Source organism: Microbacterium sp. W4I20, assembly GCF_030816505.1.
Lineage (GTDB): Bacteria > Actinomycetota > Actinomycetes > Actinomycetales > Microbacteriaceae > Microbacterium.
In genome coordinates this window covers 1581846-1608744 of the sequence record NZ_JAUSYB010000001.1, presented here as the reverse complement: position 1 = coordinate 1608744, position 26899 = coordinate 1581846, and the positions used below count along the sequence as shown (strand labels likewise).

At 69.6% G+C, this 26899-nt stretch carries 28 protein-coding genes and 1 tRNA gene; 19 read left to right on the top strand and 10 right to left on the bottom strand.

The features are described 5' to 3' along the window. Positions 1–11: 11 nt before the first annotated feature. The 5 genes from QFZ21_RS07860 (at position 12) to QFZ21_RS07840 (ending at position 6357) form a co-directional block, all read left to right on the top strand. Positions 12–1148: an FAD-dependent monooxygenase gene (locus QFZ21_RS07860; RefSeq protein ID WP_307376355.1), complete on the top strand. Its 1137-nt coding sequence runs from the start codon at positions 12–14 to the stop codon at positions 1146–1148. Beyond that, positions 1145–2149 carry an amidohydrolase family protein gene (locus QFZ21_RS07855; protein WP_307376353.1) on the top strand — a complete coding sequence of 335 codons (1005 nt, stop codon included), beginning with the start codon at positions 1145–1147 and terminating at the stop codon, positions 2147–2149. The genes QFZ21_RS07860 and QFZ21_RS07855 overlap by 4 nt, the downstream gene beginning before the upstream one ends. After that, a complete protein-coding gene (locus QFZ21_RS07850; RefSeq protein ID WP_307376350.1) occupies positions 2146–3123 on the top strand; it encodes a fumarylacetoacetate hydrolase family protein in 978 nt (325 codons plus the stop codon). Before QFZ21_RS07855 ends, QFZ21_RS07850 begins: the two co-directional genes overlap by 4 nt. A 129-nt stretch (positions 3124–3252) precedes the next feature. Beyond that, entirely contained in the window at positions 3253–4758 is a 1506-nt protein-coding gene (locus QFZ21_RS07845; RefSeq protein WP_307376348.1) for an MFS transporter, read from the top strand. Between the two features lie 33 nt (positions 4759–4791). Continuing rightward, complete coding sequence (locus QFZ21_RS07840; RefSeq protein WP_307376344.1) at positions 4792–6357, top strand: GMC oxidoreductase; 1566 nt, start codon at positions 4792–4794, stop codon at positions 6355–6357. Positions 6358–6378: 21 nt separating this feature from the next. Here QFZ21_RS07840 and QFZ21_RS07835 read toward each other — a convergent pair whose 3' ends face one another. After that, positions 6379–7266 carry a LysR family transcriptional regulator gene (locus tag QFZ21_RS07835; RefSeq protein ID WP_307376342.1) on the bottom strand — a complete coding sequence of 296 codons (888 nt, stop codon included), beginning with the start codon at positions 7264–7266 and terminating at the stop codon, positions 6379–6381. 90 nt (positions 7267–7356) lie between these two features. Between QFZ21_RS07835 and QFZ21_RS07830 the strand changes: the two genes are divergently transcribed. After that, positions 7357–9042 carry an alpha/beta fold hydrolase gene (locus QFZ21_RS07830; RefSeq protein ID WP_307376339.1) on the top strand — a complete coding sequence of 562 codons (1686 nt, stop codon included), beginning with the start codon at positions 7357–7359 and terminating at the stop codon, positions 9040–9042. A 20-nt stretch (positions 9043–9062) separates the two neighbouring features. Here QFZ21_RS07830 and QFZ21_RS07825 read toward each other — a convergent pair whose 3' ends face one another. Beyond that, positions 9063–9608 carry a hypothetical protein gene (locus QFZ21_RS07825; protein WP_307376337.1) on the bottom strand — a complete coding sequence of 182 codons (546 nt, stop codon included), beginning with the start codon at positions 9606–9608 and terminating at the stop codon, positions 9063–9065. A gap of 155 nt (positions 9609–9763) precedes the next feature. Here QFZ21_RS07825 and QFZ21_RS07820 point away from each other — a divergent pair, with 155 nt between their 5' ends. Continuing rightward, positions 9764–10414: a GyrI-like domain-containing protein gene (locus tag QFZ21_RS07820; protein ID WP_307376335.1), complete on the top strand. Its 651-nt coding sequence runs from the start codon at positions 9764–9766 to the stop codon at positions 10412–10414. A 178-nt stretch (positions 10415–10592) separates the two neighbouring features. After that, positions 10593–11393 carry a DUF1206 domain-containing protein gene (locus QFZ21_RS07815; protein ID WP_307376333.1) on the top strand — a complete coding sequence of 267 codons (801 nt, stop codon included), beginning with the start codon at positions 10593–10595 and terminating at the stop codon, positions 11391–11393. A gap of 27 nt (positions 11394–11420) precedes the next feature. Here the strand turns inward: QFZ21_RS07815 and QFZ21_RS07810 are convergent, their stop codons facing one another. After that, the gene (locus QFZ21_RS07810; protein ID WP_307376330.1) at positions 11421–12068 is read right to left on the bottom strand and encodes a LysE family translocator; all 648 of its coding nucleotides are present in this window, start codon (positions 12066–12068) and stop codon (positions 11421–11423) included. A 108-nt stretch (positions 12069–12176) separates the two neighbouring features. On the opposite strand from QFZ21_RS07810, the gene QFZ21_RS07805 reads away from it, so the two are divergent. Further along, positions 12177–12938, top strand: a complete 762-nt coding sequence (locus QFZ21_RS07805; protein ID WP_307376327.1) for an SDR family oxidoreductase — start codon at positions 12177–12179, stop codon at positions 12936–12938. A gap of 62 nt (positions 12939–13000) precedes the next feature. Here QFZ21_RS07805 and QFZ21_RS07800 read toward each other — a convergent pair whose 3' ends face one another. From QFZ21_RS07800 to QFZ21_RS07780, 5 genes are all read right to left on the bottom strand, one after another. After that, on the bottom strand, positions 13001–13741 hold the full coding sequence (locus QFZ21_RS07800; RefSeq protein ID WP_307376326.1) for an SDR family oxidoreductase: 741 nt from the start codon (positions 13739–13741) through the stop codon (positions 13001–13003). Positions 13742–13782: 41 nt separating this feature from the next. Next, positions 13783–14556 (bottom strand): SDR family oxidoreductase, encoded by a 774-nt coding sequence (locus tag QFZ21_RS07795; protein ID WP_307376323.1) that lies wholly within the window; start codon positions 14554–14556, stop codon positions 13783–13785. 103 nt (positions 14557–14659) lie between these two features. Then, positions 14660–15412: an SDR family oxidoreductase gene (locus tag QFZ21_RS07790; protein ID WP_307376322.1), complete on the bottom strand. Its 753-nt coding sequence runs from the start codon at positions 15410–15412 to the stop codon at positions 14660–14662. Positions 15413–15497: 85 nt separating this feature from the next. Beyond that, positions 15498–15872 carry a hypothetical protein gene (locus QFZ21_RS07785; protein ID WP_307376320.1) on the bottom strand — a complete coding sequence of 125 codons (375 nt, stop codon included), beginning with the start codon at positions 15870–15872 and terminating at the stop codon, positions 15498–15500. After that, on the bottom strand, positions 15869–16759 hold the full coding sequence (locus QFZ21_RS07780) for an RNA polymerase sigma-70 factor (protein ID WP_307376318.1): 891 nt from the start codon (positions 16757–16759) through the stop codon (positions 15869–15871). The genes QFZ21_RS07785 and QFZ21_RS07780 overlap by 4 nt, the downstream gene beginning before the upstream one ends. 163 nt (positions 16760–16922) lie before the next feature. Between QFZ21_RS07780 and QFZ21_RS07775 the strand changes: the two genes are divergently transcribed. From QFZ21_RS07775 to QFZ21_RS07745, 7 genes are all read left to right on the top strand, one after another. Next, positions 16923–18233 (top strand): aminotransferase class V-fold PLP-dependent enzyme, encoded by a 1311-nt coding sequence (locus QFZ21_RS07775; protein ID WP_307376315.1) that lies wholly within the window; start codon positions 16923–16925, stop codon positions 18231–18233. Continuing rightward, positions 18230–18664, top strand: a complete 435-nt coding sequence (gene sufU, locus QFZ21_RS07770; protein ID WP_307376313.1) for a Fe-S cluster assembly sulfur transfer protein SufU — start codon at positions 18230–18232, stop codon at positions 18662–18664. Before QFZ21_RS07775 ends, sufU begins: the two co-directional genes overlap by 4 nt. Positions 18665–18678: 14 nt before the next feature. After that, positions 18679–19620, top strand: coding sequence for a GNAT family N-acetyltransferase (locus tag QFZ21_RS07765; RefSeq protein ID WP_307376310.1), 942 nt, complete (start codon positions 18679–18681; stop codon positions 19618–19620). 58 nt (positions 19621–19678) lie between these two features. Beyond that, positions 19679–20320, top strand: a complete 642-nt coding sequence (locus QFZ21_RS07760) for an NADPH-dependent F420 reductase (RefSeq protein WP_307376307.1) — start codon at positions 19679–19681, stop codon at positions 20318–20320. Between the two features lie 123 nt (positions 20321–20443). Beyond that, complete coding sequence (locus QFZ21_RS07755; protein WP_307376305.1) at positions 20444–21103, top strand: GntR family transcriptional regulator; 660 nt, start codon at positions 20444–20446, stop codon at positions 21101–21103. Between the two features lie 93 nt (positions 21104–21196). Continuing rightward, the gene (locus QFZ21_RS07750; RefSeq protein WP_307376303.1) at positions 21197–21442 is read left to right on the top strand and encodes a hypothetical protein; all 246 of its coding nucleotides are present in this window, start codon (positions 21197–21199) and stop codon (positions 21440–21442) included. 8 nt (positions 21443–21450) lie between these two features. Then, positions 21451–22302, top strand: coding sequence for a hypothetical protein (locus QFZ21_RS07745; protein ID WP_307376300.1), 852 nt, complete (start codon positions 21451–21453; stop codon positions 22300–22302). Positions 22303–22312: 10 nt separating this feature from the next. On the opposite strand, the gene QFZ21_RS07740 is transcribed toward QFZ21_RS07745, so the two are convergent. Continuing rightward, a complete protein-coding gene (locus tag QFZ21_RS07740; RefSeq protein WP_307376298.1) occupies positions 22313–23152 on the bottom strand; it encodes an SDR family oxidoreductase in 840 nt (279 codons plus the stop codon). Between the two features lie 134 nt (positions 23153–23286). Between QFZ21_RS07740 and QFZ21_RS07735 the strand changes: the two genes are divergently transcribed. Together QFZ21_RS07735 and QFZ21_RS07730 are read left to right on the top strand one after the other, a co-directional pair. Next, on the top strand, positions 23287–23871 hold the full coding sequence (locus tag QFZ21_RS07735) for an asparagine synthase (RefSeq protein ID WP_307376295.1): 585 nt from the start codon (positions 23287–23289) through the stop codon (positions 23869–23871). Positions 23872–23949: 78 nt separating this feature from the next. Beyond that, positions 23950–24022, top strand: a tRNA-Arg gene (locus tag QFZ21_RS07730). A gap of 96 nt (positions 24023–24118) precedes the next feature. Here the strand turns inward: QFZ21_RS07730 and QFZ21_RS07725 are convergent. Next, positions 24119–25048: a LysR family transcriptional regulator gene (locus tag QFZ21_RS07725; RefSeq protein ID WP_307376293.1), complete on the bottom strand. Its 930-nt coding sequence runs from the start codon at positions 25046–25048 to the stop codon at positions 24119–24121. A gap of 77 nt (positions 25049–25125) precedes the next feature. Here QFZ21_RS07725 and QFZ21_RS07720 point away from each other — a divergent pair, with 77 nt between their 5' ends. Beyond that, on the top strand, positions 25126–26856 hold the full coding sequence (locus QFZ21_RS07720) for an L-aspartate oxidase (RefSeq protein WP_307376291.1): 1731 nt from the start codon (positions 25126–25128) through the stop codon (positions 26854–26856). Positions 26857–26899 lie beyond the last annotated feature (43 nt).

Genomic DNA, 26899 nt, shown 5'->3' with positions numbered 1-26899 from the left:
AGGTTCTGCACATGACCGCAGTACGAAAGGTCGCGATCGCCGGCACCGGTGTCGCCGGACTCGCCGCCGCGATCCAGCTCGCCAAGGCCGGCGTCGAGGTCGATGTCTTCGAGGCGAAGGACGCGCCGTCGACGCTTGGCTCCGGCATCTCGCTGCAGGGCAACGCGCTCCGCGTGTTCGACGCGCTCGGCGCGTGGGACGACATCCGCGCCGCGGGCTTCCCGTTCGAGGGGCTCAACCTCCGCGCTCCCGGCCCCGGCGCTCCCGTGGTCGCCGCGCTGCCTGACGTGAAGACGGGTGGACCGGACTATCCGGCCGCGATGGGGATGCCGCGGGCAGAACTCACGCGCATCCTGCTCGAGCACGCGAACGCCGCCGGCGCCCGGGTGCGCTTCGGCACGAAGGTGACCGGTCTGGACGCGCGCAGCTCCGACTCGGTCGAGGTGTTCGTCAACGACGAGTCCGCCGGCGAGTACGACCTGCTGATCGGCGCCGACGGCCTGCACTCGGCCGTGCGCGAGCTCGTCGGCATCGAGACGAAGCCCGAGCCGACCGGCATGGGCATCTGGCGGGCCTTCGTGTCGCGTCCGGCCGACGTCGACCGTTCCGAGCTCTACTATGGCGGCCCCATGTACATCGCGGGCTACACGCCCACCGGCGAGGACAGCATGTACGCGTTCCTCGTGGAGGATGCGCAGGACCGCTTCGGCGTCACCGGCGAGGAGGCGACGCAGATCATGCTCGAGGCATCGCGCGCCTATGACGGGCCCTGGAACTCGATCCGTGCCGACCTCGAAGCCGGAGCCGCAGCCAACTACACCTGGTTCACGCAGCACGTCGTCCCGGCTCCCTGGAACCGCGGTCGCGTGATCGTGATCGGGGATGCTGCGCACTCCTGCCCTCCGACCATCGCCCAGGGCGCGGCGCAGGGACTCGAGGACGCCTTCGTGCTCACCGAGCTCCTGACCGGTCGGGATGCCGTCGACGATGCGCTGTTCGACGAGTTCCACGCGCGCCGCCTCCCGCGTGCGCAGGCGGTCGTCGACGCCTCGGTGCAGCTCGGCCGCTGGCAGCTCGAGCACAACCGTGACGCGGACGCCGGCGGACTCATCTTCGGCATCGCCCAGCAGATGGCGGCCCCGGTATGACCACCGACGTGCACGCGCACGTCCTGCTGCCGTCGCTGCAGGCGGAGGTCGAGCGCCGCGCTCCCGAGCTCGTCCGCGAAGCCGCAGCGCTCGAGCTCACCCGGAACGGTGCGGAGAGCCTGAAGGTCTCGGGTCCCATGGTGGGAGCGCGCATCCCGAAGCTCACCTCGGTGCCGGTGCGCCTGGCCGACATGGACGCGCAGGGCGTCGATGTGCAGTGGGTCAGCGCTTCACCGAACCACTTCTACCCGTGGGCGCCCGAGGGCCTGGCGGTCTGGGCCGCGAACGAGGCGAACCGCCTGGTCGCCGAGCACGTCGCCGAGGCGCCGGAGCGGCTGATCGGACTCGGGCTGGTCCCGCTGCAGCATCCGGAGCGCATCGTGGAATGCCTCGACGACGCCGTTCTCGGGCGCGGGCTCGCGGGCGTCGAGATCTCGTCCTTCGCGGGCGACGTGGAGCTCTCCGACGAACGGCTCGAGCCGTTCTGGGCGCGGGCGGCCGAACTCGGCGCCGTGGTCTTCCTGCACCCGTTCGGATGCTCACTCGATGAGCGGCTCGACCGCTTCTACCTGTCGAACACGGTGGGGCAGCCGGTCGAGAACGCGGTGGCGCTCTCGCACCTCATCTTCGCGGGCGTGCTCGACCGGCATCCCGGGCTGACGATCGTCGCGGCCCACGGCGGGGGTTACCTGCCGTTCGCGATCGGTCGCTCGGATCGTGCCTGGCGGGTGCGCCCGGAGGCGCAGCGCTGCGCCCACGCGCCGTCGACCTACCTGCCGAAGATCTGGTTCGACACGGTCGTGCACGATCCGGAGTCACTGCGGCGCCTCGTCGAGGTCGCGGGGGAGTCGCGGGTGCTGCTCGGTAGCGACTACCCGTTCGACATGGGCCTGGACAGCCCGGTCGAGTTCGTCCAGGAGGCGGGCCTGGATGCCGGCGTCGCCGAAGGGATCCTCGCGGGCAACGCCGAGGCGCTGCTCGGACGCCGGGTGCGGGCATGAAGATCGCCCGCTGGCTCGCGGGCGGTGAGGTGGGCGAGGGGTTCGTGGAGGGTGACCGGGTGCTCGCCTTCCCCCGCGGGCTGGGCGTCGCCGATGTGCTCGCCGGAGGCCTGGATGCCGCACGGGAGCTGTACTCCGAGGTGCGCGGATCCGAGGGGCCGGCGCTCGCCGACGTGACTCTGCTCGCGCCCCTGGTGCCGGCATCCGTCCGCGACTTCGTCGCCTTCGAAGAGCACGTCGAGGGCGTCAGCGCCGGCGTCGAGGGCAAGAGCGATGTGGCAGCGGAGTGGTACGACGCGCCGACGTTCTACTTCGGCAACCCGCACACGATCCTCGGGCCGGCCGACGTGCTGCATCCGCCGGTGACCGAGCGCCTGGACTTCGAGCTGGAGCTGGCCGTCGTGATCGGCGGAGCCCCCGGAGTCGGCGAGGCGAACCTCGACCCGGAAGCGGCGGCATCCGTCATCTTCGGCTACACGATCATGAACGACTGGTCGGCGCGCGACCTGCAGGCCCGAGAGATGAAGGTGCGTCTCGGCCCCGCGAAGGGCAAGGACTTCGGCATGAGCCTGGGCCCGTGGATCGTCACGGCTGACGAGCTCGAGCCCTATCTCGATGAGGAGGGCTTCCTCGCGATCCGCGCCGAGGTCTTCGTGAACGACGAGCTCATCGGCGAGGATCTGGTCTCGAACGCGGGCTGGCCTTTTCCGGAGTTCGTGGCGTACGCCTCGCGCAATTCGCGCGTGGTGCCGGGCGACGTGCTCGGCAGCGGCACGGTGGGCAACGGCGGATGCCTCGGCGAGCTGTGGGGACGCAACGGCAGCCTCACACCCCCTCCGCTGGTCGAAGGAGACGTCGTGCGCATGGTCGTCGAGGGGGTGGGCGAGCTCGTCGGTGAGGTCGGATCCGCCGTCGCGGCGCCGGCGCTCCCGCGTGCTCGTACCCGCTCGCGGGCGCGCCATCGCTCCCTTTAGTTGAAAAGCGACCAAAGTGTGAGTAGAATCGACGTGGCGCCGGGGTCCTCAGGACCCGTTCCCGTTCGTGACGTTGCGAGCGGGGCACACGAAGTCGCGTCGACTGCCCGATCGATCGGGCCATCGGTCATGCCTCCACTCTCGACGCTGCGTCTGCGTCTTCTCGTCGTTTCCCTGCTCACGGTGTCGTTCCTCGGCGCCCTCGACCACACGATCGTCTCCACGTCGCTCGCCACGATCGCCGGCGAGCTCGGGGCCCTCGAGCACATGGGGTGGGTCGTCGTCGGCTACACGCTGGCGAGCACAGTGCTGCTCCCCGTGCTCGGCAAGCTCGGCGACGTGGTCGGTCCGCGCGCGGTGTTCCTCACCTCGCTCGTCGTCTTCCTCGCCGCGTCCCTGGCCTGCGGTTTCGCGCAGACCATGCCGTGGCTCATCGTCGCCCGCGTCCTCCAGGGGATGAGCTCTGCCGGTCTGCAGCTGATGTCGCAGACGATCATCGCGCAGGTCACCTCCCCGAGGGAGCGCCCGAAGTACATGGCCGTGATCGGTGCGGCCTTCCCGATCGCGATCCTGATCGGTCCGGTGCTCGGCGGGCTGATCACCGACTTCTGGGGCTGGCAGTGGGTGTTCTGGGTGAACATCCCGATCGGCGTGGCTGCGCTCGCGCTCGCCATCGTCGCCGTGCCCCACATCGCACCCGGAGTGCTGCGCCGCTTCGACGTCGCGGGAGCGATGACGTTCACCGCCGCGCTCGTCGCCCTGGTCCTCGCGGTCTCCTGGATGTCGGATCCGGCCCTGCGCGCCGCCACCGTCGTCGCGTTGGCCGCTTCGATCGTCTCGTTCGCCGCGTTCCTGCTCGCCGAGATGCGGGCCGAGGAGCCGATCGTGCCGCTGCGGTTCTTCGCGAACCGCACGATCGCCGTCGGCACCGCGCTGTCGGCGATCATCGGCGTCGGGCTCTTCTCGATCACCGCCTATCTGCCGACCTACGTGCAGATGGCGTACCAGACGACGGCGACCGTGTCGGGACTCGTGCCGATCGCGACGGTCTTCGGGATGCTGCTCGCCAACCTCTCCACCGGATTCCTCGCGAGCCGCACCGGAGGCTATCGGATCTATCCGATCGTCGGCACGGCACTCGGCGCGATCGGCCTGGCCGTCATGGCGTTCCTGCCCGTGGGCCTGCCGCTGTGGGTGCCGATGAGCGTCATGTTCGTGGTCGGCATCGGCACCGGCTCCTTCATGAGTCTCATCGTCGCGGTGGTGCAGAGCGCTGTGCCGCGGAGCGCCACCGGCACGATCACGGCGACGGTCAACATCGTGCGCCAGGTCGGGGCGACCGTCACGACCGCCGTGATCGGCGGCGTCGTCGGCTTCGGTGTCGCGGCGCTCCTGCCCGCGGGGCTCGACGCGACCGCCCTGACGCCGCAGCTCGTGCAGGCATCCGACGCCGCCGTTCAGGCCGAGGTCGCCGGCATCTACCGCGACGTCTTCGCTCCGGTGTTCGCGGCGCTCGCGATCGCCTACGCCGTCGGCTTCGTGGTGGCGCTGCTCATGCCGGCAGGCCGGCTGTCCGATGAGCACGACGCCGTCCCTGCCACCGAGTCCGACCCGACCGCGTCCGTCACCGCCTGAACCCGTCCGCATCCGTCCAGAAGCGAGAAGAACATGACTGAGAACCCCACCGTCGTCATCGTCGGCAGCGGACCCATCGGCTCCGCCTATGCGCGCGTGATCCTCGAGAGCCACCCGACTGCTCGGGTGACGATGTTCGAGGCGGGCCCGCAGATCACCGAGCGGCCCGGCGCCAGCGTGCGCAACATCGCCGACCCCGACCAGAAGGCCCGCGCGCGGGAGATGGCGCAGGGGCCGCAGGCCGGCGCGTTCCGCGAATCCCTCGGCATCCCGGCGGGGGTGGTCGTCGAGGGGATGTTCACGGCGCGCCAGGGCACGCACCTGCTCGACTTCGGGGGAGAGGGCTCGGCGCACGCACCGACATTCCCCGCCGCGGCCGCAGCGACCAACGTCGGCGGTCAGGGGTCGCACTGGACCTGCGCGATCCCGCGGCCGGCGTTCAGCGAGAAGCTGCCGTTCATCGACGACGAGGAGTGGGAGGAGCTGATCAGCACGGCGGAAGGACTGCTTCACCACCAGGGCGCGGCCTTCGCAGACTCCCCGATCGGCGGCGCGATCCGCACGATGCTCGAGGGCGAGTTCGCCGCAGAGCTCCCTGAGGGCTACGGCGTCAGCACCCTCCCGATCGCGGGTGACCCGCAGCCCGACGGCACCATGGTCTGGGCGGGCGCCGACATGGTGCTCGGACCCCTCATCGACGAGGGCAGCCCGGAGAGCGCGCGATTCGAGCTGCGCGATCTCACACTGGTGCGTCGGGTCGAGCACGAGGACGGCCGGGCGACCGGCGTCACGGTCGAAGACCTGCGTACCAAGGAGACGTCGTTCGTGCCGGCCGATCTCGTCGTGGTGGCGGCGGACGCCTTCCGCTCGCCGCAGCTGCTCTGGGCTTCCGGCATCCGCCCTGCCGCCCTCGGGCGCTACCTCACCGAGCATCACGTGGTGATCTCGACGGTCTCGCTCGACAGCGACCGCATGGCGGAGCTGGTCACCGACGAGGAGCTGCAGGGTGAACTCGCCCGTCGCGCCATGAACCCGGCCGATCCGGTCGCCGCGGTCAACCGCATCCCCTTCTCCGAGCCCGATCATCCCTTCTCGCTGCAGGTCATGTACGCCGAGAACCCGCCGTTCCCGCTCGATCCCGCGCATCCGCACGCGGGCAACCGCTGGGGATACGTGAACATGGGCTACGGCGTGCGCAAGCACCCTCGAGCCGAAGACGGGGTGCGCTTCGACGACGACGAGCTCGACTACCGCGGTCTGCCGAACATGACGATCGAGTACGCGCTGACCGAAGTCGAAGAGGCGGAGATCGCGGATGCCACCACGCACCTGCGTCGTGCCGGTGCCGCGCTCGGCACGTTCATCGCCGAGCCCCGCCTACTGCCGAACGGATCGAGCCTGCACTACATGGGAACGATGCGCGCGGGGGTCGCAGACGACGGCACCAGCGTCGCCGATCCGTACTCGCGCGTCTGGGGCTTCGACAACCTCGTCGTGGGGGGCAACGCGCTGATCCCGACGGCCAACACGATGAATCCGACGCTGACGAGCGTGGCGATTGCGGTGCGCGGGGCTCGGGAGGCGGCGGGGCGGCTCTGATCGGTGCCGATCTCGATCGACTCAGGCGACCTCCGCGGCCACCTCGATCGAGATCTCGATCGCCCGTCGGGCGAGCGGGGAGTGGGATCTCCGTGCCGGCCAGTGCAGGTGGATCTCCCGGGGCGGCACCGCCGGTCGCAGCTCGTGCACGGTGAGGCGGTCGTCGGCCGGGACGCTGGCCGCGCTGATGGCGAGCCAGGGGAGGACCGCTGCCCCGAGGCCTGCCCGCACCATCGACAGCAGGGTGTCGTTCACGGCGCTGCGGAACACCACGCGCGGGCGGGCGCCGCCGCGGGCCAGCGCCTGTTCCATCCCCGGCTGGTCGCAGGTGAGCGGCCAGGCCACCATCGGCTGGCCGTCGAGCTGCGGCAGCGAGATCGGCCCCGCGGGGAAGGCACCGGCCGCCGCCACCAGACGGTAGGGATCGTCGAAGAGCTTCACCCGCTCGACGTCGCCCTCGACGGGACCGTCGTAGAAGAGCAGGTCGAGACCGCCGATCTGCGGATTCTCCGGCTCCTCCTCCGACAGCCGGATGTCGCTGTCGGGGAACTCCGCCCGCAGCCGCCGCACCACCGCCGGCAGGACGACGTTCGAGAGGCTCTGGAACGTGCCGATGTCGATCCGGCCGTCGCCGGCGTGGAAGCGCTCGACCGCGTCGGTCAACGAGGCGGACCGCGCCAGCAATTCGCGGCCATGACCGAGGACGACCGTGCCGAGCGGTGTGATCCGCACCGCCTTGGGGCCGCCCGGCCGATCGAAGACCGGTCCGCCGACCGACCTCTCCAGCGCCGCGATCTGCTGGCTCACCGTCGACTGGGTGTATCCGAGTCGGATCGCGGCTCGCCCGAACGATCCTTCGTCGGCGACGGCGATCAGCGCCGCAAGATGGCGAAGTTCGATTTCGGGCATGCGCCAGGGTAGCAAGACATCACACAGAACGATCGATCCGATCGCTTTTCATCGCTTTACGCGATCAGCAGCGCGGCCTAGCGTCGGAGCATGACCACTCACGACCGTGCGACCGCCGCCTCGACCGATGTGGCGCCGACCGACTTCGACTCCGAACTGCGACGTCACAACGAGGTCTTGCGACGAGCATCCGCCATCGAGTTCGGCGAACACGTCCTCGACATCGGCTGCGGAGCGGGTCTCACGACGCGAGAGGCCGCGAACGCGGCCGGGATGGGTCGAGCCCTCGGCGTCGACATCTCCGCGGCATCGATCAGCGAAGCCCTCGCCGCTGCGGGCGCGGCCCACATCGCGAACATCGACTTCCAGCGGGCTGACGCGCAGACCCATCGGTTCGCCCCGGACCACTTCGACGTGGCGATCAGCCGATTCGGCACGATGTTCTTCGACGATCCGGCCGCCGCGTTCGCCAACATCGGAACCGCGCTGCGTCCCGGCGGCCGGATCGTGATGATCGTCTGGCAGGCCCGCGAGCGCAACGAGTGGATCGTCGCCATCGACCGTGCGCTCGAGACGATCGGGCGGCCGTCGGCCGCGGCATCCGATCGCCTCGATCCGTTCTCCCTCGCGGATCCCGTCGCGGTGAGCGGAATCCTCGAGCGCGCGGGTTTCGCCGACATCTCGTTCACCGACGTCGACGAGCCGGTCTGCTACGGCGAGGACGTCGGCGCGGCCCTCGACTGGATCCTCGGATTCTCTTATGTGCAGGACATGCTGAGCCGGATGGATGCCGAGGCTCAGGAGCGCGCGCTCGGCCGCATCCGGGAGCTGTTGACGGACCACACCCACGACGACGGCGTCTGGCTCGGCTCGCGGGCGTGGATCGTGAGGGCTCGCAGGCCCGCGGAGTCCGGCGTCCGCGAGGCGACCGGCTCGCAGGCGCACGAGGAACAGCTGCTCCCGGCGAACGGCGTCACGCTGTGCACACAGACCTTCGGTGATTCCGCCGCGCCGGCCACCCTGCTGATCAGCGGCGCCGAGTCGTCGATGGACTGGTGGGACGACGAGTTCTGCGAGCTCCTCGCCGACGGCGGACGGTATGTCGTGCGCTACGACACCCGCGACACGGGCCGATCCACGACCTTCCCGCCGGGCCGGCCGTCGTACGAGGGTGGAGCGCTGATCGACGACGCCCTCGGCGTGCTCGACGCGCTCGGCATCGACTCGGCACATCTGGTCGGCATCTCGATGGGCGGCGGGATCGCTCAGGTGCTGGCGGTGCGCCATCCCGATCGCGTCGCATCGCTGACCCTCATCGCCAGCAGCTCAGGCGCACCCGGCCTCCCGCCGATGAGCTCCGAACTCGCCGCGCAGATGGGCGACGGAGGGGAACCGGACTGGTCCGACCGCGACGCTGTCATCGCGTACTACACCGCGGGCGAACACATGCTGGCGGGCTCGATCGCGGTGGACGAGGAGCGGATGCGACGCATCGTCGGACGCGCGTGGGACCGCAGCCCCTCGATCGCCTCGGGGCAGAACCACTGGCAGCTCAGTGGCGAGTCCACGGACACCCGCCTCGGCGAGATCGCCGTGCCCACCCTCGTGCTGCACGGCACCGAGGACCCGCTGTTCCCGTTCGGCCACGGAGAGGCACTGGCCCGCGACATCGCCGGAGCGCGACTGGTGCCGCTCGCCGGCATGGGGCACCAAATGCCGCCGCCCCCGCTCTGGGGTGCGGTGATTCCTGCCATCGTCGAGATCGGCTCGGCCTGAGCAGACCGCGGAGCCGAGGGCTACGCCGCGCCGAACTCCGACTCGTCCGATCGTGCGGAGTCGGCCTGCACCGAACGGGCGATGCCGACCACCGCGCACGGTGTGTTCTCGTCGGCGACTCCGAAGCGCAGGAGTCCGCGTCCGTCCGCCTGATCGTCGGGCGGCGCGGTCGAGGCCGCCGCGGCGTCGAGCAGCGTGAAGTCCGCCGAGGTCCCGACGATGCGCAGTGCCCCGGCGGGGAGGCACTGGGCCGAGATCTGGAACTCGGCCGGTCGCTGGTGGACGGTGGCTCCGGTGATCGACCACGCGGTGAACTCGTTTGCGGCCGAGGTGCAGATCCAGTTCTGCTGAGCGACGCCGTGCACCCGCAGGAGTCCGGTGTTCGCGTTCAGGTGGGGCGCCTGGCGCAACTCGAAGAGCACACCGACGGAGCCTGCCAGCACGTCGACGAGAATGCGGGTGACCTGCGCGCCGACCAGCAGCTCGGTGTGGCGGAACGGGTTCGCCGCGTCGGGCAGCTCCGGGGCGTCGATGGGTACGCCAGCCAGCACGTCATTGACTTTCATTGTTGCGCTGCCTCCACCAGAAATCCCCAGGATTCTCAGGATAGACGCCGCGTGTTCACACTCGGCGCGTCGACTGTGATGAAACCGGGCCTCAGCGGGGTGCCGGGGGTGTCAGACCACCGTGCGACACTGGCCTCGAACACCCGGAGGCCATCATGGCGATCGATTCCCCGAAGCCGCTCGACCCGAAGAAGACCCTCGACTCCTATCGGGCCACACGCGGCGCGATCCGGCTGGTCGAGGTGCCGCCGCTGCAGTATCTGATGGTCGACGGCGCCGGCGACCCGAACGTGGCGCCCGCCTTCGGTGAGGCGGTGAGTGCGCTGTACCCGGTCGCGTACACGCTGAAGTTCGCGAGTCGCCGCGAGCTGGGCATCGACACCGTCGTGATGCCGCTCGAAGGCCTGTGGCATGCCCCCGATATGGCGTCCTTCACCTCGCGGCGCGACAAGTCGACCTGGCTGTGGACGCTCATGATCATGGTGCCCGACCACGTCACTCCCGAGATGTTCGCCGACGCGGTCCGCACCGTGCAGAAGAAGTCCGAGAAGAAGAAGGAACCGCTGCCGGCTCTGGCTTCGCTCCGGCTGGAGACCCTCGAGGAGGGGCTGTGCGCGCAGACCCTGCACGTGGGGGCGTTCGACGACGAGGGGCCGGTGCTCGCCGACGTGCATGACCGGTTCATCCCCGAGCACGGGCTGCGGATGCGCGCCCGGCACCACGAGATCTATCTGAGCGATCGGCGCCGGGTCGAACCGGCGAAGCTCCGCACGATTCTTCGCCAACCCGTGGAGCCTGTCGCGTGATCGCCGCGGTGGTGGCACGGCGTGGGGAGGAACCCTCGGCGTAGGGAGGAGCGGATGCCGCGGAGGCTCAGCCCCACGCAGTGATCTCAGCCCGACAGTGTGTGGCGCCTGCAGGGGCAGGGGCGCGCAGAAATCAACCCCCTCAGCACGCAACTCCCCGCACACGTATCCTTCATCGATGAGCTCCGTCAAAGACGCTGCGCGCGCCGCCAAGGATTCCGACGGTTTTCGTCGGGTCGCCCGCATCGGTTTCATCGTCGTCGGCGTGATCCACATCATCATCGGATGCCTGGCCATCTCGCTCGCGCTGGGCGGTGGCGGCGATGCCGATCAGGACGGAGCGATGCAGCAGGTGCACAGCAACCCGGTGGGCGGGCTGCTGCTCGCCGTGATCGCCGCCGGACTGGTCGCTCTCGCCGTCTGGCAGATCGCCACCGCCTTCCTGGCGGCCGACTCGGCCGACACCAAGAAGTGGGGCAAGCGGGTCAAGTTCTTCGGCATCTCGCTCAGCTATCTGGTCATCGCGGGCATGGCGGTCATCTTCGCCTTCGGAGGCCGGGTGCACTCCGAGAAGGCCTCGCAGACCGTGAGCGCGGTGCTGCTCGCCGCGCCTGCGGGTGTCGTGCTGCTCGTCATCCTCGGCCTCACGGTCAGCGGAGTCGGCATCGGATTCATCGCCAGCGGCATCACGCGCGGGTTCGAGAAGCTGCTCGACCTCCCGTCGGGGACCACTCGCGGCGGGATCGTGACGTTCGGCGTGATCGGCTACATCGGCAAGGGCATCGCCGTCACCGTGACCGGCGTGCTGTTCGTCGTGGCGGCCGTCACCGACGATCCCGACAAGTCGGCAGGGCTCGACGGGGCGCTGCAGAGTCTGCTGACACTGCCGTACGGCCCGATCGTCCTGTGCGCGGTGGGTGCGGGTCTCGCGGTCTACGGCCTCTTCTGCATCGCCCGGTCGCGGTACGCGCGGATGTGACCGTCGGCTGCCGGATCGTCGGCCGGGTCAGGCGCTCGCGGGCTTCTCGCTCCACACCAGGAGGAACGCTCCGAGCGCGATCATGAGCCCGCCTCCGGTCGCACCCATCGCCTCGATTCGGCGGGGCGAGCGCCCGAACCAGTCCCGGGCGGCGCTCGCGAGCAGCACCCAGAGCGCGTCGCACGAGACGCCGATCATCACGACGATCGCACCGAGCACGAAGAGCTGGAGCGGCACCGACCCCGCATGCAGGTCGACGAACTGCGGAAGGATCGCGAGGAAGAAGGCGATCGACTTCGGGTTCGTGACCCCGACGACGAAACCCTCGAGCAGCAGGCGCGGTCCGGAGCGCCGGGCCGGAGCGTCGCTCATGGCGCGAGCGACGTCCTTCCGATGCCGGATCGCCTGGATGCCGAGGAACACCAGGTAGCCGGCACCGAGCACCTTGACGATCGTGAACAGCACCGCCGACTGCGCGATGACCGTACCGACCCCGAGGGCGACGGCGACGACCAGCACGATCGAGCCGACCGCCGTGCCGACGATGCTGAGGAACCCGCCCAGACGCCCGAGAGCCATCGCGCGCCCGATCGTGAACAGCACGGTCGGGCCGGGGATGACGACCATCACGAAGGCAGCGACGACGAACGTGGCGAGTGTCTCGGCGCTGAACATGCTGCGAGCCTAGGACACCGCCCGACGCTGTCACAGCGAAGCCGAGTGATCGGTCGTAGTCGACAAGGGCCGCGCATTCCGCGCCGCCCGTCTCACGGAAGGAATCCCATGTCGAAGATCGTCGTCATCGGCGGCACCGGTCTGATCGGATCCAAGGTCGTCCGCCTGCTCGCCGAACACGGACACGAGGCCGTCGCCGCCTCCCCGAACACCGGCGTCGACACGCTCACCGGTGCGGGGCTGGCCGAGGCATTCGCCGGTGCATCCGCTGTGCTGGACGTGTCGAACTCGCCGTCGTTCGCCGACGCGGACGTGCTCGCCTTCTTCACCACCGCGACCCGCAACATCTCCCGCCATGCCGCTGATGCCGGAGTCGGTCACTATGTCGCGTTGTCGGTGGTCGGGGCGGAGCGCATGACGGACAGCGGCTACATGCGAGCGAAGGTCGAGCAGGAGCGGCTCATCGCGGGGTCCGGCATCCCGTACTCGATCGTGCATGCCACGCAGTTCTTCGAGTTCGTCGGAGCGATCGCAGGGAGCGCGACCGTCGACGACGAGGTGCATCTCTCCGAGGCGCTCATCCAGCCGATGGCCGCCGACGACGTGGCCGCGGCCGTCGCCCGCGCCACCGTCGGGACGCCGACCGGCAGGATCAGCGAGGTCGCCGGACCCGAGCAGTTCTCGCTCGCCGGGTTCGTGCGCACGGGCCTGGCCTTCCGCGGCGATCCGCGACCTGTCGTCGTCGACCCGGATGCTTGCTACTTCGGCGAGAAGCTCACCTCGCACATGCTGCTGCCTGGTGCCGACGCGCAGCTCGCCGAGACGCGGTTCGCGGATTGGCTGCCGCTGAACCCGCCGCCGACCCGCTGAATCCGCCGCACGCCGAAGAGGCCGGACCCGCAGGGGGTCCGGCCTCTTCGCTGTTCGCTCGACTACTGCGTCTTCAACCACTCGGCGTAGGTCGCGGAGAAGATCTGCGCTCCCTCGACGGGCAGCAGGGCCCGCTCGGGGATCACGGCTCCGAAGTAGGTTCCGTCCGGCGACGCGACGACGGTGCGGTCGTCGCCCTTCGTGACGAGCCAGTCCTGCACGAAGTCGGCGATCGGGAACGCCTCCGGGCCGGCGATCTCGATGTCCCCTCCCGGAGACCCGACGGCAGCCCGCGCGATTCCGGTGGCGACGTCATCGGCGGCGATCGGCTGGATCATCGCATCGGACACCCGGATCTCGTCGCCCTCAGCGCCGATGGCGAGGGCGGCCGCGAAGTCGAAGAACTGCGTCGCGTGGACGAGCGTGAACGGGATGCCGGACTCGCGGATCAGTGCTTCCTGCGCAGCCTTTCCGTGGAAGTAGGTGATGTCCTGCGGGCGATCGGTGCCGACGATGGTGAGCGCGACGTGGTGCCCGACTCCCGCCGCCTTCTCGGCCGCGAGCAGATGCGCGGTGGAGGTGGTGAAGTAGTCCCGCACCACCTCGGCGTCGAATGACGGCGCCTGGGTCGTGTCGACCACGACGTCCGCGCCCGCGAGGATCTCCGCGAGACCGATCCCGGTGTACGCGTCGATCCCGTTCTGCCGCGATGCGGCGACGACGTCGTGCCCGTGTGCGCGCAGCTTCTCCACGACGCGAGAGCCGATGTTGCCGCTGCCTCCGATGACGATGATCTTGGCCATGATGTGGTTCCTTCTTTCTGTGGGTGGTGAGATCGCCGGGGTCAGGAACGTTCCGCGCGGAGTGCGTGATGCATCGAGGCGATCCAGTCCGCGAGGGCGGTGGTGCCGGTCAGGTCGATCTCGAGCGGCGCGAGTCGGGCGGCGTCGATGTTGAAGCCGTTCGCCCTGGCGCCCTCGTCCTCGACGACGTACCGCGGGTCGTGGTCGGACAGCAGCACCCGCCCGACGAACGATCCGAGGTGCATCGACTCGGGGCCGGCGAGTTCGAGCACACCGGCGGGCTCCTCGAGCGCGAGCGCGGCGAGAGCGTCCGCCACATCACCCGCCGCCACGGGCCGAACGGTGGTCGCGGGCAGATGGATGGTGTCGGCCACGGTGTTCCACTCCGCGATCGAGCGGGCGAACTCGAAGAACTGCGTCGAGCGGAGGATCGTCGACGGCATGCCGCTGTCGGCGATCACCTGCTCCTGCGCGTGCTTGGCGGCGAAATAGCCGTCCTCGACGACGGCATCCGCACCGACGATCGACAGCGCGAGGTGGTGCTGCACGCCCGCCGTTCGCTCGGCTTCGAGCAGTCGACGCGTGGTCCGCGTGAAGAACTCGAGCGCGGTGTCGCCGTCCACCCGCGGGGAATTGCTCACGTCGATCACCACGTCGGCGCCGCTGAGCGCCTCGGTGAGCCCGACGCCGCTCGCCGCATCCACTCCGGTGGACGGGGAGGCGACGACGACGGCCTGCGCCCGGTGCAGCAGCCGCTCGACCAGCATCCGTCCGATATGTCCTGTGCCGCCGACGACGACGATCCGCTTTCCCATGTCTCGCTCCGCTCGCTGAGGGCCGACCGGCCCAGGTCGGGGCCGCGCGGTCGCGGCCCTCTGCCTGCAATGACCGTGCCGGTGGCCGATCGGTGACAGCTGGTCAGGCCTTGCCGACCTGCCAGTCGTGGAAGGTCCGCGTCGACAGAGCCGCGTGCGGGCCGGGAAGCAGCTCGCGCGGAGCGAGCGCAGCGCCGAAATAGGTCGCCAGGGGGTCGGCGACGATCTCGCGGTCGTCGTGCTGGAAACGCAGCTCGCGCCGGGCGAGTTCTGCGATCTGGAACTCCTCGGGGCCGCCGAACTCGAGCATGCCGTTGCGGGGCGCGTCCAGCGCGGTCGCGACGACCGCGGCGGCGACGTCGTCGGCGGCCATCGGTCGGATCAGCGCATCCGCGAGTCGCGCGATGCCGTGGATCGTGGCGGCGTCGGTGATGCTCCGGATGAACTCGTAGAACTGCGTGGCGTGGACGATCGAGTAGTCGCGTCCGGAATCGCGGATCAATCGCTCCTGCATCTCCTTCGCCTGGAAGTATCCGCCTTCGCTCCGTGCGAGACGGTCGGTGCCCACGACGGAGAGAGCGAGATGATGACGGATGCCGGCGGCGGCGCCGTAGCTGAGAAGATTGAGCGTGGAGCCGGAGAAGAACTCCTGCGCGCCGGCGCCGTCGGTGTACGACGAGTTCGAGACGTCGATCAGGGTCTCGGCCCCTTCGAGCGCCTCGGCCAGGCCCTCCGCGGTGAACGAGTTGACGCCCGTGGCTCGGGCTGCCGCTCGGACGTCATGCCCGAGTGCACGGAGTTGCTGCACGACGCGCGCGCCGATGAGCCCGGTTCCGCCGATGACGACGATGTTCATGGTGACTCCCTCTGGGGCGCGGATGCGGTGAGGTGGCGTCGCCCCACAGCTATGTCCACGGGACAGCCCCGTCTGTGACGAGGTCTCAGCGACCCCAGTGGCGCAGCTTGTCCGGATTGCGCACCGACCACAGCGTCACGAGGACTCCGTCGCGAGCGGCCGCACTGACCGTGGCGATGACCTGGCCGTCGAGGCGCGCCACGATCCCCGGGGCACCGTTGATGCCGGCGATCGCCAGGTCGGACGGGTACGAGAGCAGCTCGACCGCGGTGACGTCGCGTCCGATCAGTTCGCCGCCGAGCTGCAGCGGTCCGCCGTCGATGACCATGGTCGTGTCCGCAGCCAGGAGGCGTCGTATTCCGACCGCATCCTTGCTCGTCATGGCGGCCGCGAGCGCCCCCATCAGCGCCGCGTGCTCCGCTTCCTCACCTCGTCCCCACCACCGGCGGTGGGACGTCATCCCCGGACCAGCTCGGCGTGACCGAGCTTCTCGGGAGCCATGACCCACAGCACCTGCTCGATGCCGTCCGGTCCGGTGGTGACCGTGACGAGGGTGGTGACCTCTCCGTCGGAGAGGAGGGTCGCTGCCGGCTGGCCGTTCACCTCCACCCACCCGATGCTCTTGCCGGACCAGAAATGCCCGGAGAACGCGGCGGTGAACTTCGCGACCCTGGTGCGCCCGAACATCGGGATGCGGGCCGCGAGCTTCACGCCGTTGCCGTCGGTGTAGCTGACGACGTCGGCCGCGAAGATCGACTCGAGCGCGCTGACGTCGCCCCGCTGCGCGGCAGCGAGGAACGCTTCGAGCAGCCGACGCTGCTCGGCTTTGCTCGGCTCCGCCTTGCGCGCAGCGCCGAGGTGTCCTCGCGCGCGACTCACGAGCTGACGGGCATTCACCGTGGTGGACGAGATGACCTCGGCGATGCGCGGGTACGGGTAGTCGAAGGCTTCGCGCAGCACGTAGGCCGCGCGCTCGGTCGGGGTCAGCTTCTCGAGCAGCATCAGCACCGCATACTGCAGCGCCTCGCCCCTCTCGGCGCCGAGAGCGGGGTCGTCGTCGGTGTTCACCGGCTCCGGCAGCCAGGGGCCGATGTAGGTCTCGCGCCGTGAATGCGCGGACTGCAGCGTGTTGATGGCGAGTCGGGTGGTGATCGTCGCGAGGAAGGCGGCCGGTTCGCGGATGCCGGAGCGGTCGGTGTTCTGCCAGCGGATCCAGGTCTCCTGCACGGTGTCCTCGGCATCGGACACCGTTCCCAGCATCCGATAGGCGATGCCGAACAGGCGTCGTCGGTGCGCGTCGAAGACGGCGATCGCGTCGTCCAGCTCCCTCGTCGGCTCGTACGGCATGCGGCTCCACCCTTTCCCGGTCAGCGTACGCCCGCCCTCGCAGGCGCACGGGTTCGTCAGCCACGACCGGGCAGCGGTCGCCGATGTGACACCAGCTGTGACCGCGCCCCGTCCCGATGTGTGACACCGCCCGACATCCGGCCGCAGATGAGAAACTGGAACGATGAGCATTTCTCCGGCTGCCGACGTGATCGCCCCGCTGAGCGACGCCGAGGTGGAGCGCCTCCGCGAGGACTTCCCGATTCTGCAGACGCAGGTGCACGGGCATCCGCTCACCTATCTCGACTCCGGCGCCACGTCGCAGCGACCGTTCGCCGTGCTCGATGCGGAGCGCGAGTTCGCGACCACCATGAACTCGGCCGTGCACCGCGGCGCGCACACGCTCGCCGCCGAGGCGACCGAGCTCTTCGAGGACGCGCGCGGCACGCTCGCCCGATTCGTCGGCGCCGACGACGACGACGAGATCGTCTGGACGTCGAACGCCACCGAGGCGATCAACCTCGTGGCGTACGCGCTGTCGAATGCCTCCGTCGGACGCGGGGGAGCGGCGGCGGAGCAGCTCCGGCTGCGCGAAGGCGACGAGATCGTCACGACCGAGATGGAGCACCACGCCAACCTCATCCCGTGGCAGGAGCTGGCCGCGCGCACCGGCGCCACCCTTCGCGTGATCCCCCTCGACGACGACGGTGCCCTTCGGCTCGATGTCGCGGCCGACCTCATCGGCGCGCGCACCAAGCTCGTGGCCTTCACCCACGTCTCGAACGTGCTCGGGGTCATCAACCCGGTCGACCGGCTCGTCGCGCTGGCCCGCCAGGTCGGCGCGCTCACCCTGCTCGACGCCTGCCAGTCGGCGCCGCACCTCCCGCTCGACGTCCGCGCGCTCGACGTCGACTTCGCCGTGCTGTCAGGCCACAAGATGCTCGGCCCGACCGGCATCGGCGCCCTCTACGGCCGACGCGCGCTGCTCGAGGTCATGCCCCCGTTCCTGACCGGTGGGTCGATGATCACGACCGTCACGACCACCGCCGCCGAATACCTCCCGCCGCCGCAGCGCTTCGAGGCGGGCACCCAGCGGGTGTCGCAGGTGATTGCGCTCGCCGCAGCCGTCGACTATCTGACCGCCGTGGGGATGCCGCGCATCGCCGCGCACGAGGCGGCCTTCGGCCGGCGCCTCGTCGACGGGCTCACCGCGATCGAGGGCGTGCGCGTGCTCGGCGCCGGCATCGATCTGCCGCGCGTCGGACTCGCGAGCTTCGACGTGACCGGCATCCATTCCCACGACCTCGGCCAGTTCCTCGACGACCTCGGCATCGCGGTGCGCGTCGGGCACCACTGCGCCCAGCCGCTGCACCGGCGCCTCGGTGTCACCTCGTCGACCCGGGCGAGCACCTATCTCTACACGACGGATGCCGAGGTGGACGCCGTGATCGAGGGCGTCGCCGGAGCGATCGACTTCTTCCGGAGGGGCGCATGAGCGACCTGCAGAACCTGTATCAGGAGCTGATCCTCGACCACTCCCGCACGCCGCACGGCTACGGGCTGCGCGAAGAGATCGCGGCCCAGTCGCACCAGGTCAACCCGACCTGCGGCGACGAGGTCACCCTCCAGGTGCACCGTACCGACGACGGCTCGATCGAGGCGATCGCCTGGGAGGGGCACGGATGCGCGATCTCGCAGGCCTCGGCTTCGTTGCTCGCCGAACTCGCCGAGGGTCTCTCGCAGGCCGATCTCGAGATCCGGATCGCCGCGTTCCGCGAGGCGATGCGCTCGCGCGGAAAGATCGAGCCCGACGAGGAGCTCCTCGGCGATGCCGCGGCGCTCGGCGGAGTGTCGAAGTACGTCGCGCGGGTCAAGTGCGCGATGCTCGCCTGGGTCGCGGCAGAGGATGCTCTGGCGCGAGGCTGAGGCCGGATGGAGCGATGGCCCTGCAACTGACGCCTCTGCCGGCCGACCGGTTCGACGACTGGCGAACCGCCGCCAGGCAACGCATGATCGATGGCAATCAGTCGGCGGGGATGCGGGTCGGTGACGACGCGGTCGCCTATGCGGACAAACTGTTCGGAGACGTGCTCGTCGACGGACTCGCGACACCCTCGACTCGCATCCTCTGCGTCGTCGATGAGGCCGAAGGCGAGCTCGGCACCGTCTGGCTCGTCCTCCGCGATCAGCGGGTGTTCCTCGTCGACCTCGACATGACGCTCGAGGCCGTCCAGCCTCGGAGCGACGAGCTCTTCACCGGCATCCTGGCGCACGCCGCCGACCTGGGAGCCACGAAGATCGGCGTCCCCCTCTTCCCGCAGGATGCCGCCGGTCGCGCTCTCGTCGACGGACACGGCTTCGTGCTCGCATCGATCCAGATGGTCCTCGAACCGCTGCCCCCGCGCGAGGTCGCCGCGCACGTCGTCGTGGCTCCGATGATGCCGGAGCGCTACCCCCGGTTCGCCGAGGCGTCCGAGGCCGGCTTCGCGCAGGACCTGGTGGCCTCGGGCCGTTACACCCCCGAGGAAGCGGCAGCGGAGTCCCACCGGCAGATGATGCTCGAGCTGCCCGAGGGGTTGCGGACCGAGGGCCAGGAGCTGTTCACCGCGACCGTCGCCGGCGTCGAGGTCGGCATCCTCTGGTTCGGCATGCGGACTCGAGACGGCCGGCCGCACGTGTTCATCCTCGACATCGAGGTCGCCGCCGACCAGCGGCGCAAGGGGTACGGGCGCGAGCTCATGCGCGCGGCCGAGCGCGAAGCCCGCCGGCTCGGCGCCGAATCCATCGGGTTGCACGTCTTCGGCTTCAACACGGCCGCGGTAGACCTCTACGAACAGCTCGGGTACCGCCGAGTGGAGGAGACCCTGCTCCTCGACCTGTGACGGCGGTCATCCGCCGTCACGCGGGGAATAGTGCTGCCGCACAGACGTTGGGCCGAACATGACAACTCTCGGAATCATCGGAGCAGGACACATCGGCAGCCAGGTCGCTCGCGTGGCGGTGGCGAACGGCTACGACGTGGTGATCGCGAACTCGCGCGGGCCGGAGACGCTCGTAGACTTGGTCGCCGAGCTCGGCCCGCAGGCGAAGGCCGCCACCGCAGCGGATGCCGCCGCCGCGGGCGACGCCGTGGTCGTGACGGTGCCGCTGCACGCGATCGACAGCCTTCCCGTCGAGCAGCTCGCCGGCAAGATCGTGCTCGACACCAACAACTACTACTTCGAGCGCGACGGGCGCATCGAGGCCCTCGACAAGGGGGAGACCACGACCTCGGAGCTGCTGCAGCAGAAGCTGCCGAACTCGAAGATCGCGAAGGCCTTCAATCACATCCTCGCCAAGGACATCACGACCGACGGCAAGCCGGCTGGCGCACCGGACCGCCGCGCACTCGCCACGGCCGGCGACGACGCAGAGGCCGTCGAGTTCGCCACCCGCTTCTACGACGAGGCCGGATTCGACACCGTGAACGTCGGCCCGCTCAGCGAGTCCTGGCGAGTCGAGCGCGACCGCCCGGCCTACGTCGCGCGGCAGAACGCCGAGGAGCTCACCGCGAACCTCGCGATCGCGAACCGCCTGCCCTGAGCCACTGACCTCATGACGGAGAGCGGATGCCGCGGCATCCGCTCTCCTTCCCTGTGCGCACGCCGACCGAGCGATTGGGATACCAAACTTGGTGAACGGTCGCTCAGGTGAGAGAATGCGGGCATGACGGGGGCGGGGGCTACCGGCGAACTCGAGTCGGTGAGGGTGACGCGCGTTCTGCGCGACGACATCGTGCTGGGCCGGCGCGTGCCCGGGTCCCGGCTCGTCGAGCGCGACATCGCCGCGGAACTGAACGTTTCTCGTCTTCCGGTGCGCGAGGCCATCCGCACGCTCGTCGCCGAGGGCGTCGTGATCGCTCGTCCGCGCAGCTGGGCCGTGGTCCGCGAGTTCACACACCGTGACATCCGGGACTTCGCCGAAGTGCGCGAATCGATGGAGACTTTGATCTTCGTCTTCGCCGCCGAGCGGCACGATGAGACCGGACTCGCCCGCCTGCGCGAGGTCTACGAGCGCGAGCGGGCAGCGGCACAGGCCGGTGATGCCGATGGTGCGAGGTCGGCGGCCGGCGAGTTCCACGAGGTCGCCGCGAAGCTGGCCGGCAACGAGATGCTGTGCGAGCTGATCGACGTGTTCGCCACCCGGTTGCGCTGGCTCTTCGGGCAGCACGACGACCTGCTCGCGATGGCGGAGGAGCACCGAGTGATCTTCGAGGCCATCGCGGCGAGGGACACGGAGGCGCTGCGCCGGATCGTGCCCGAGCATCTCGCCACCGGCCAGGCGGCCGCCGAGCTGCGTCTGGCGAGCAGCGACATCGCGATCTGACCTCATCCCGCCTCACCGGCGTGGGAGCGGCCGCCTGTATATTGGGCACACCGGAGCGGTTCCGGCACTGTCGAGTGTGTTCTGGGGAGCGAGATGCGCCGTCTTGCTGTCATCGCGGGAAGCCTGCTGCTGGTCGGCGGCCTCGCGCTCGTGGTGGTCGCAGATCAGGAACGTGCGTCGGCGGTCGCAGCCGTCAGAGCCCAGATCGCGCAGGTCCAGGAGCAGCTCGACGCCACGCAGGGCGCCAATCTCGAGCTGGCCGAGAAGCTCACGGCACTCCGGTCCCAGATCGCGGAGCAGGATGCGAAGCTCGCCGACACGACCGGATTCCTGAAATGATCCGTCGGGTGCTCTCGGTCACCGTCGCCGCCGCGATCCTGCTCTCGGCCGGAATGGTCGCCCGCGCGGACGCACTCGAGCACCAGCGCACCGATGCGGTCGTCGAGCTCACCGCGCTGGCTGCACAGGCGCGCTCGGCGGCGCAGCGGACCGACTACCTCGAAGGATCGGTGGAGCGGGCGGAGCGCGACACGGCCGACCGCGCCGCCGTGCTCGAGGTGCGGCCGGCGTTCGTCACCGAGATCAAGGCGTTGCGCACAGCGATCGAGCGCGCCGAGGGCAAGGTCGACACCGACACCCATCGCGCGTCGGCGCTGTCCGCTCAGCAGACGGTCGTCGCCGAGAAGGTCGATCCCGACACGGTGACGGCCGCGACGGCGACCGTCCACGCCCTGACGGCGAAGCTCACGGGTGAGGTCTCCGACTGGCAGGCCGCGCAGAGCGCGGGTCCCGGCGGACCCGTGTGGACGACGAGTGGACCCGACGGCTACGCCAGGGTCCGTGCGGCGCTCGATCGCGTCGGCGGCGGAGGCGTGGGGCTGTACGAGTCGTCGTCCTGCGCCGGCGGCAATGCTCCCGCGTGCGCCAACAGCAACGGCTACATCAAGTACCGGGCCGACATCGCGAACTGGAGTGAAGGACGCCTCAACTGGGCCATGGCGCACGAACTCGCCCATATCCACCAATTCCGGGTGTGGGGAGCGCTGAACTCGTCGTCGGCATACGGCTCGCTCTTCGGGGGCGACCCGGAGTTCCTCGCGAACTGCATGGCCGTGGTCCGGGGGTATGCGGGTTCAGTGGGCTGCAACGGCGATCAGCAGGCCTGGGCATCCGGCATCTGGGTCGGCGCTGTCCGCTGAGAATCGTTTTTCAGGCGACGGGCGTGGTCGTGTCGACCGCCTTGCGGAGCGGCCGCCGCATCACCCGCCAGTAGTGCGACGGTGCCGCGCGCACCAGGACGTCGATCAGTCGTGCCTCACGTCCGACCATGGTCCGCGCTGCGCGACGCTCTGTCGCGCGGATGATGCGGGCCGCGGCATCCGATGGTTCCGTGTGATACATCTGCGCCTGAGCGGCCGCGGCGCGCGCCGCGACATCGGGATCGATCGCGGCCGCGTACCGGCCGTGCAGGATGATGCCCGTGCGCACCCCCGCGGGATACACGGCGCCGACCGTCACGGTGCTGCCCTCGAGCTCGTGCCGCAGCGCTTCGGAGAACGCGCGCACGGCGAACTTGCTCATCGCGTAGGGGATCCGCCCGGCGGGCGCTGCCATCGCATAGACGCTGGCGAGGTGCGTGATGTGCGCCGCGGGTGCGGAGCGCAGCGCCGGCAGGAGTGCCTTGGTGACCGAGACCGTGCCCCAGAGGTTGACGTCGGTGAGCCAGCGCATCTCCTCCATCGTGAGCTGGTCGAGGTTGCCCAGCATCGACGATCCCGCGCAGGTGATCAGGGCGTTGATCCGCGGGTGCGCAGCCGTGATCTCGGCGACGCCGGCGAAGACCGCATCGTCGTCGCGGAGGTCGATCACGTGCGTCGTCACGGTCGCGCCGCTCAGGGTCTCGGCGATGGCCGCCAACGCGGAGGCGTCGTGATCGATGAGTGCCAGGTGCACGCCGCGCGCGGCCAGCAGTCGGGCGATCTCCGCGCCCATCCCGTTCGCTGCGCCCGTGATCACGGTGGTGCTGCCGACGAGATCGAGATGCTTCACTGCGGCCTCCTGCGGGGCGCGGTCGGGACGAGCGCCGGACGAATGTCGGATGGGTGCGGGAACCTGATGCGGAACCCATTCTGACCGACACCGCGTCGGAGTGATACCGGTACGCTCGAAGAGAGGAGGTCGCGGTGGGACGAACAGCGGATGCCATCGCCGAAGGCGTGGCGATCGCGACAGCTGCCGCGCGCCTCGCCGTGAAGAACCACATCCTCGTGGGGACCATCGCCGAAGGCGGCGTTTTCGACATCGAGAAGTACATCGCCGATGCCCGCGAGGCCCTCGGTGCCATGGCGGAAGAGGCGGAAGAAGCCGCGGCGAACGTCACCGCGCTCCGCAAGCGCGCGCGGGGCCGGCACTCCGATCCGGCCGGCACGCACGACTACCGTGACCGCGATGTGCGCAACCTGCGACGTCGTGCCAAGCAGTCCACCGGGGTCGGTGTGCGGCTGCGCGAGATCATGCAGGACCGGGAGCGTCTCAGCGTCATCGTCGAGGAGGCGCGCGAGGCGGCGTGGTCCGATGTGCGCCACAATCTCGATCGCCGCCTGCGTGTCGAGGGGATGCGTCCCGACCAGGATCCGGACTACGGCCGCATGCGGGATGCGCGCATGCAAGCGCTGCGACTGGTCGACCTCCAGGCCCTGTCGTCGGAGCAGCGCGCACGGTCCAAACGGCAGAAGAAGCAGGCGAAGGCCGAGGCCCTCGACGACTGAGGCCTCGTTTCGCAATCGCGTCGGGACTGTTGTAGGCTTATCGTCGGCCCGAGGAGCGGTTTTCCGCATGGGGGCCATGCGCCCGTAGCTCAATGGATAGAGCATCTGACTACGGATCAGAAGGTTAGGGGTTCGAGTCCCTTCGGGCGCACACTGTGTTGAGACAGTGACGAAACGCCCTCCGCTTCGGCGGAGGGCGTTTCGCTTTGTCCGGGGGTTGTGTCGCGACCGGAAGCCTGAGAGCTGCCTAAAGCAGGCTCGTGATCGCCGGATCGCGCCGCGCGACCTCGGCGGCCGTCGACACGAGAACCCTGCGCATCGCGGCGACCGCGACGGCGGGGGTGACGTCGGATCGGTGCGCGAGGCTGACGGTGCGGGTCATCATCGGATGTGTCAGCCGCACGGATCGCAACGCGGGTTGGTCGAGCAGCACCATCGCCGGCACCACGGCGACCCCGAGCCCGCGCTCCACGAAGCGCAGCACGGCATCCATCTCGGCGCCCTCCAACACGAGCGTCGGCGTGAGCCCCACGGAGCGGAAAGCGGCATCGGTCGTGGCGCGGAGCTCGTAGGTCTCGTCGAGGGCGATCAGCGGAAGTGTGGCGAGATGATCGAGTCCGATCGCGGGCGTCACCGCCACCGGTGGCCGGGACGCCGCAGAGACGACGACGAGCTCCTCGGTGAGCAACGGTGTGCGAGTGAGACTGAACCCTGACGGCGGGGGCCCGTCCGACTCGGTGATCAGCGCGATGTCGACGGCGCCGACGGCGAGCTGATCGACGAGCAGACGCGAGCCGCTTTCGATCAGGTGCAGGTCGACGTCGGGGTGCGCGGAGTGGAAGACGCTGATCGCTTCGGCCACGAGACTGATGCACAGCGTCGGAGGGGCGCCCAGGCGCACGCGCCCGCGTCGCAGGCCCCGCAGCTCGTCCATCTCCTCGCGTATGGCCTCGGCGTCAGCGAGCATCCGCTGGGCGCGGGGAAGAAGTGTCTCACCGGCGGCGGTGAGGGCGATGTGGCCGCGCGCGCGATGGAACAGCTCCGCGCCCAGTTCGCGCTCGAGCGTCGAGATCTGCCGGCTCAGGGAGGGCTGCGCCAGGTGCAGGTGCTCGGACGCGCGGGTGAAGTGGCCGAGCCGGGCGACCTCGACGAACCCGCGGAGTTGCTCGAGGTTCATGGTCATAGGCTACCTGCATCGTTCGAAGTCGAACTATGCATTGGAGTTATTAGGAGTGCCTACCTAGCGTGGAACGTATGAGTACACGCGAACGTCAGATCTCCACCACGGTCCTCGTCATCGGCACCGGCGGATCCGGACTGCGGGCGGCGATCGAGGTCGCCGAGCAGGGCATCGACGTGCTCGCCGTCGGCAAGCGCCCCCGACAGGATGCCCACACCTCTCTCGCGGCCGGCGGCATCAACGCCGCGCTCGGCACGATGGATGCCGACGACACCTGGCAGCAGCATGCCGCCGACACGATCAAGGAGAGCTACCTGCTCGCCAACCCGCACACGGTCGAGATCGTGACGCAGGGCGCCGAGCGCGGCATCCGCGATCTCGAGCGCTGGGGCATGGACTTCGCCCGCGAGGACGACGGCCGCATCTCGCAGCGGTTCTTCGGCGCGCACACGTTCCGTCGCACGGCTTTCGCCGGCGACTACACCGGGCTCGAGATCCAGCGCACGCTCGTGCGCAAAGCCGAGCAGCTCGAGGTGCCGATCCTCGACCACGTCTACATCACCCGTCTGCTCGTGCGTGATAACGTCGTGTTCGGCGCCTACGGCTTCGATCAGTCCGACGGCACGCGGTACCTCATCCATGCGGACTCCGTCATCCTCGCCGCCGGTGGACACAACCGCATCTGGCGCCGCACCTCGTCGCGTCGCGACGAGAACACCGGCGATTCGTGGCGCCTCGCTGTCGAGGCGGGCGCGCGTCTGCGCGACCCGGAGCTCGTGCAGTTCCATCCGTCCGGCATCATCGAGCCCGAGAACGCGGCCGGCACGCTCATCTCCGAAGCGGCGCGCGGCGAGGGCGGCATCCTGCGCAACGCGCTCGGCGAGCGGTTCATGGCGAAGTACGACCCGGAGCGCATGGAGTTGTCGACCCGCGACCGCGTCGCGCTCGCTGCGTACACCGAGATCGCCGAGGGGCGGGGCACTCCGAACGGCGGGGTGTGGCTGGATGTCTCGCACCTGCCGCGCGAGACGATCATGACCCGTCTGCCGCGCGTCTATCAGACGATGATGGAGTTGCAGATGCTCGACATCACCACCGATCCGATCGAGATCGCGCCCACCGCGCACTACTCGATGGGCGGCGTCTGGGTGCGTCCGGAAGACCACCAGACCGATGTCGACGGGTTGTACGCGATCGGCGAGGCATCGAGCGGACTGCACGGAGCGAATCGTCTCGGTGGCAACTCGCTGATCGAGCTGCTCGTCTACGGACGCATCGTCGGACAGGCGGCCATCGCTCACGCGGCGGGATTGGATGCGCAGCGTCGTTCGGCGGAAGCCGTGGATGCTGCCCGGGCCGAGATCGCCGACCTGCTGGCGGCTGACGGACGGGAGAACGTCCGCGCCCTGCAGCGCGCGATCCGCAACCTGATGACGGAGTTCGGCGGCGTCGTGCGCAGCGAGGAAGGTCTGCGTGCGGGTCTCGCCGACCTCGACATGATCGAGGGACGCATGGAAGATATCGGCATCCACCCCGACATCGCCGGGTTCCAGGACCTCGCGCACGCGTTCGACCTCAAGGGATCAGCCGTCGCAGCGCGAGCGACACTCGAGGCGGCGTTGGAGCGTCGGGAAACCCGCGGATGCCACAACCGCAGCGACTTCCCCGACACGGATCCGACGCTGCAGGTGAACCTGGTGTGGAGCCCCCGCGACGGTGTGACGCGCGAGTCGATCCCGGAGATTCCGGCCGAAATCGCCGAGCTCATGCGAGAGGTCGACACCGAGGGCAAGCTCGTCGAGTAGGCCTGCACGCTTCTACGGGCTCAGGGATCCATGGCCTGGGTCC

Excerpts from the sequence above, each read along its gene's own strand:
- QFZ21_RS07860 (WP_307376355.1), top strand. The coding sequence starts at position 12 with ATGACCGCAGTACGAAAGGTCGCGATCGCCGGCACCGGTGTCGCCGGA.
- QFZ21_RS07855 (WP_307376353.1), top strand. The coding sequence starts at position 1,145 with ATGACCACCGACGTGCACGCGCACGTCCTGCTGCCGTCGCTGCAGGCG.
- QFZ21_RS07850 (WP_307376350.1), top strand. The coding sequence starts at position 2,146 with ATGAAGATCGCCCGCTGGCTCGCGGGCGGTGAGGTGGGCGAGGGGTTC.
- QFZ21_RS07845 (WP_307376348.1), top strand. The coding sequence starts at position 3,253 with ATGCCTCCACTCTCGACGCTGCGTCTGCGTCTTCTCGTCGTTTCCCTG.
- QFZ21_RS07840 (WP_307376344.1), top strand. The coding sequence starts at position 4,792 with ATGACTGAGAACCCCACCGTCGTCATCGTCGGCAGCGGACCCATCGGC.
- QFZ21_RS07835 (WP_307376342.1), bottom strand. The coding sequence starts at position 7,266 with ATGCCCGAAATCGAACTTCGCCATCTTGCGGCGCTGATCGCCGTCGCC.
- QFZ21_RS07830 (WP_307376339.1), top strand. The coding sequence starts at position 7,357 with ATGACCACTCACGACCGTGCGACCGCCGCCTCGACCGATGTGGCGCCG.
- QFZ21_RS07825 (WP_307376337.1), bottom strand. The coding sequence starts at position 9,608 with ATGAAAGTCAATGACGTGCTGGCTGGCGTACCCATCGACGCCCCGGAG.
- QFZ21_RS07820 (WP_307376335.1), top strand. The coding sequence starts at position 9,764 with ATGGCGATCGATTCCCCGAAGCCGCTCGACCCGAAGAAGACCCTCGAC.
- QFZ21_RS07815 (WP_307376333.1), top strand. The coding sequence starts at position 10,593 with ATGAGCTCCGTCAAAGACGCTGCGCGCGCCGCCAAGGATTCCGACGGT.
- QFZ21_RS07810 (WP_307376330.1), bottom strand. The coding sequence starts at position 12,068 with ATGTTCAGCGCCGAGACACTCGCCACGTTCGTCGTCGCTGCCTTCGTG.
- QFZ21_RS07805 (WP_307376327.1), top strand. The coding sequence starts at position 12,177 with ATGTCGAAGATCGTCGTCATCGGCGGCACCGGTCTGATCGGATCCAAG.
- QFZ21_RS07800 (WP_307376326.1), bottom strand. The coding sequence starts at position 13,741 with ATGGCCAAGATCATCGTCATCGGAGGCAGCGGCAACATCGGCTCTCGC.
- QFZ21_RS07795 (WP_307376323.1), bottom strand. The coding sequence starts at position 14,556 with ATGGGAAAGCGGATCGTCGTCGTCGGCGGCACAGGACATATCGGACGG.
- QFZ21_RS07790 (WP_307376322.1), bottom strand. The coding sequence starts at position 15,412 with ATGAACATCGTCGTCATCGGCGGAACCGGGCTCATCGGCGCGCGCGTC.
- QFZ21_RS07785 (WP_307376320.1), bottom strand. The coding sequence starts at position 15,872 with ATGACGTCCCACCGCCGGTGGTGGGGACGAGGTGAGGAAGCGGAGCAC.
- QFZ21_RS07780 (WP_307376318.1), bottom strand. The coding sequence starts at position 16,759 with ATGCCGTACGAGCCGACGAGGGAGCTGGACGACGCGATCGCCGTCTTC.
- QFZ21_RS07775 (WP_307376315.1), top strand. The coding sequence starts at position 16,923 with ATGAGCATTTCTCCGGCTGCCGACGTGATCGCCCCGCTGAGCGACGCC.
- sufU (WP_307376313.1), top strand. The coding sequence starts at position 18,230 with ATGAGCGACCTGCAGAACCTGTATCAGGAGCTGATCCTCGACCACTCC.
- QFZ21_RS07765 (WP_307376310.1), top strand. The coding sequence starts at position 18,679 with ATGGCCCTGCAACTGACGCCTCTGCCGGCCGACCGGTTCGACGACTGG.
- QFZ21_RS07760 (WP_307376307.1), top strand. The coding sequence starts at position 19,679 with ATGACAACTCTCGGAATCATCGGAGCAGGACACATCGGCAGCCAGGTC.
- QFZ21_RS07755 (WP_307376305.1), top strand. The coding sequence starts at position 20,444 with ATGACGGGGGCGGGGGCTACCGGCGAACTCGAGTCGGTGAGGGTGACG.
- QFZ21_RS07750 (WP_307376303.1), top strand. The coding sequence starts at position 21,197 with ATGCGCCGTCTTGCTGTCATCGCGGGAAGCCTGCTGCTGGTCGGCGGC.
- QFZ21_RS07725 (WP_307376293.1), bottom strand. The coding sequence starts at position 25,048 with ATGAACCTCGAGCAACTCCGCGGGTTCGTCGAGGTCGCCCGGCTCGGC.
- QFZ21_RS07720 (WP_307376291.1), top strand. The coding sequence starts at position 25,126 with ATGAGTACACGCGAACGTCAGATCTCCACCACGGTCCTCGTCATCGGC.